General features: G+C 60.1%; 3 protein-coding genes and 1 pseudogene. 2 read left to right on the top strand and 2 right to left on the bottom strand.

Going from position 1 to position 3569, the window contains the following annotated elements; translation table 11 throughout:
* Together B4E36_RS11680 and B4E36_RS11675 are read right to left on the bottom strand one after the other, a co-directional pair.
* Positions 1–805, bottom strand: an 805-nt coding sequence (locus B4E36_RS11680) for a fumarylacetoacetate hydrolase family protein (RefSeq protein ID WP_345900375.1), incomplete at its 3' end; no start/stop codon positions are given.
* Between the two features lie 79 nt (positions 806–884).
* On the bottom strand, positions 885–1829 hold the full coding sequence (locus tag B4E36_RS11675; RefSeq protein ID WP_292055889.1) for a DUF6282 family protein: 945 nt from the start codon (positions 1827–1829) through the stop codon (positions 885–887).
* A gap of 111 nt (positions 1830–1940) precedes the next feature.
* Between B4E36_RS11675 and B4E36_RS11670 the strand changes: the two genes are divergently transcribed.
* Both B4E36_RS11670 and B4E36_RS11665 read left to right on the top strand, forming a co-directional pair.
* Positions 1941–2723 carry a DNA-binding transcriptional regulator gene (locus B4E36_RS11670; RefSeq protein ID WP_292055887.1) on the top strand — a complete coding sequence of 261 codons (783 nt, stop codon included), beginning with the start codon at positions 1941–1943 and terminating at the stop codon, positions 2721–2723.
* Positions 2724–3256: 533 nt separating this feature from the next.
* Positions 3257–3553: pseudogene (locus B4E36_RS11665) on the top strand (Fic/DOC family N-terminal domain-containing protein); the annotation flags it as partial.
* Between the last annotated feature and the right edge of the window lie 16 nt (positions 3554–3569).

The following is a 3569-nucleotide window of genomic DNA, read 5'->3' as shown; positions in this document are numbered from 1 at the left end:
AGCGGCTCGCCTCGGCGATCACCTCGGCGACCTTGAAACGATAGCTCGCCGTCGAATCGATCGCAAAGGGCTCGCCGTCGAACCAGCCCTTCACCTCCAGCGCATCGGGGTTTTCCACCTCGTCGGCGGTGGTGATCCACGGGCCCATCGGGCCGAATGTGTCGGTCGCCTTGGAGCGGGTGTGGTAGACGAAATAGACGTCGTTGTCGTCCTCGCCCTTGCGGTTGCGCCATGCCAGATGATGCGGGCGGATCAGGTCCTTCTCGCGGGTGGTGGCGATCGAATCGAGGCCGAATTTCAGGCCGTGCGAGGTAACGTCATTGGTGATGGTGAAGCCGAAGATCGCGTCCTTGGCCTCTTCGACCGAAATCTTCCGGCAGCGCTTGCCGATCACGGCTGCAAGCTCGAGCTCCGGAATGGTCTCGCCGAAATGCTCTTCCATGATGATCGGCTTGTTGTGGCCGGTCAGGCAGGACGGGGCCTTCAGGAAGAAATTCGGCACGCCCGGATCACGGTGGGCGGATTTGCGGATGCCCATATTGTTGAAGGCGACGCCAAGCACCTTGGAGGGGCGCGGCTGCGGCGGCAGCCAGTCGAGGGCGGCTTCATCGAGCGGCTCGGCAGTGCCCTTTTCGAGCGCCGCGCGCACCTCGTCGAGCCTGCCCTCCTCGATCAGATCGAGCATCGAGCGCGGCGCTTCGCCAAGGCCGGCGCTCTCGTAGAGCGCGGAGAGCAGCACGGGCTTGCCGTCCTTCTGGGCGACCAGCGCCGGGCGTCCCTGATGATTGATCGTGCCTAGTTTCACGGTAGTCTCCTGCTGTTCGGGCGGGCTTCATGTCTGCTTGCGTGTTTCGGCGCCCATCCGCCACACGGAGAAGGAAGGCTCAGCCGAGGTCGAGACCGACGAGCTTTGCGGAATTGTCGCGCACCATCAGGCGCACCTCGTCCTCGGAAAAGCCGAGCGCGAGCAGCAGCTTGATCGCCTGGCGCATGCCTTCCACCGGCGAGGGATTGTCGACCTGACCGAGGTCGGAGCCGATCGAGGAATGTTCGACGCCGGCGGCAAGGATGTGCTCCTTCAACTCCTCCGGGGAGAACACGTTGAAGCGCGAATCCACATAGAGGCAGGCCGATTGCTCGATCAGCGCGCCGAACTGAGCGAGCTCGGTGATGTCCTGATAGGTGAAATGCAGCCCATACATCGGATGGTTGACCAGAAGCCGCTTGACGCCGCGCTTCTTCGCCTCCTCGAACAGCTTCCATATCTCATAGATATGCAGATGCCCCGATGACAGGATCGCGTCGAAGGCAGCGATCGAATCGAGGATTTCCTTCACGACATCGAGAATGTCGCCATAGGCATCGAGCACGGTGATGCCGGGCGATTTCTTGAGCTGGACATTGGAGGCAAGGCGGGACTTGCGGTGGGAGGAGCGGATGTGGTTGGCCGATTGCGCCGTCGGCATCCACACCAGCTTTGCGCCCTGGTTGAGCTGGGCGTCGACCACGTAGGGGTTCAGCCCGCCGGTGGTGTTGTTGAGCACCAGTCCGCCATACATCGCCACGTTCAGGTGGCCGAGCACGCGCTCCATGATCGGCAGGAAGGGGGCCACCGAATAGTGGTGATCCTTGAACATGATGCCGCGCATGCCGGCGACCGCCGCCTGTTCCACGGCCTGGAAGTGATCGAGCTGGCGCGCCATGGTGGAGGGGCCGGAATGGACGTGCAGATCCACCGCCCCCTTCATCAGCCCGTCGACGACGCCGTCATCGATCGTCGCCATCAGCGCGCGCGCCTTCTCCCTGTTCTCCGCCCCGTTCTCTGCCATGCCAGTCTCCTTGTCTTGCTGGAAAAAGGTATAGGGCTTGACAATTTGCGCCGACAACGCGCAAACCCATCTCGTTTCGACAGACGAAACGCCACTGACCGGGAGGATGAAGTGAGCATTCGTTCGATTGAGCGCGGCCTGCGCGTGCTGCAGGAAATGAATCTGCAACCCTACACTTCGATCGCCAGCCTGCACGAGCGTACCAGGCTACCGAAGCCGACGCTGGTGCGCATCCTGAAGACGCTGGAACAGGCGGGCTATGTGGAGAATGATCCGCGTGTCGGCGGCTATCAGCTCTCCGCGCTGGTGGCCTCGCTCTCCTCCGGCTATCACAAGGAGCCGATGGTGGTGGAGGCCGGCCGGCCCTGGGCGGTCGCCGTCACCCGCAAGCATCAATGGCCGGTCTCGATCGCGCTTCTGGACCGCGATGCCGTGGTGGTGCGGTTTTCGACTGTGCCGGACAGTTCGGTCTCGCCGTTCCACAAGACCGTTAACATGCGCCTGCCGTTGATCACCCGCGGTCTGGGCCTTGCCTATCTCGCCTTTGCGGAAGAGGAGGAACTGGGGCTGATCCTGCGCATGCTGCAGACCTCGGACGATCCGGAAAACGAACTTGCCCGCAACCCGGAAAAGATGAACCGGCTGGTCGCCATGACCAGGGCCCGCGGCTATGCCACCCGCGCCACCCATGTCGAGCCGCGCAATTCCGATACGCTCGCCGTGCCGGTCTTCAACGATTCCGGCCGCGTGGTCGCCAGCCTCGGCCTCACCTATTTCCGCTCCGCCTTCTCCTCCCACCGCGAAGCCTGCGAGCGCTACGCCCCGGTCCTGAAATCAGCCTCGAAGGAAATCACGCGGGATCTGACGCGGCTGAAGAGCAGTGCGCTGGTGTGAGAGCGGGGAGAACCGAAATCCACCGCAAAGCAAATTGTCCCAAAACGGGAGCCAGATTCACGCGGTCAATGAAAAGATAAAAAATGGTGCCGCTTACGTGACTCGAACACGTGACCCCATCATTACGAATTGTTTTTTGGCAATGATTTCAGATATTTAGATGGAGTGTCACGGTGTTGGATCCTACTATCCAAGCTTTTGGATCGACTCGTCTTTTGTTAGTAGGACGATAGCACATCATGTCACCCGGTTGCTACGCGTTTCAACCCGTGACGCTACTAGGCCAATGCTAATCCCGCCGCACCCTACTAAACCCCCGGACCTCCCCCTATCAACGGGTTTTCACGTTTGGGCCGGGGAGCGGAACAGGCCTTCTCGACTGTATCGGGCGATAGACGGTTCTTGAAAGGCGATCGCCGCAAATTTTCTGACTTTAGTTAAGGACTATTATTAATAAACAAAAATGCCATTTCTTTAATTAATGATGACTGCTATTTAAATCTCCGAACTTAGACCATTCGGAGTCGCGCAGCATGCAGGAATCAAACAAGTCTGGCAGTCGCCTCGGCAGATTCATCGAAACGGCTGTTGCCGGCGAGCGCGTCAGAGCCTTCGTACCGCCGCCGCTGCCGCCGGAACCACCGATTGAACTTTCCCATTTACTTTCGCGCTTGAGTTCCGCGGAGCGGGCGCTTGGGCGGCTTGACGGCGTTTCGCTGCTCCTGCCCAACAAGGAACTTTTTCTCTATATGTACGTACGCAAGGAGGCGGTACTGTCCTCACAGATCGAGGGAACGCAATCCACTCTGTCGGATCTCTTGCGTGTTGATTTTCACTGAGAACTGA

This window comes from Martelella sp. UBA3392, assembly GCF_002358775.1.
GTDB lineage: Bacteria > Pseudomonadota > Alphaproteobacteria > Rhizobiales > Rhizobiaceae > Martelella > Martelella mediterranea.
Note: the sequence above shows the minus strand (reverse complement) of the source record. Positions and strands in the feature narration are given on the sequence as shown.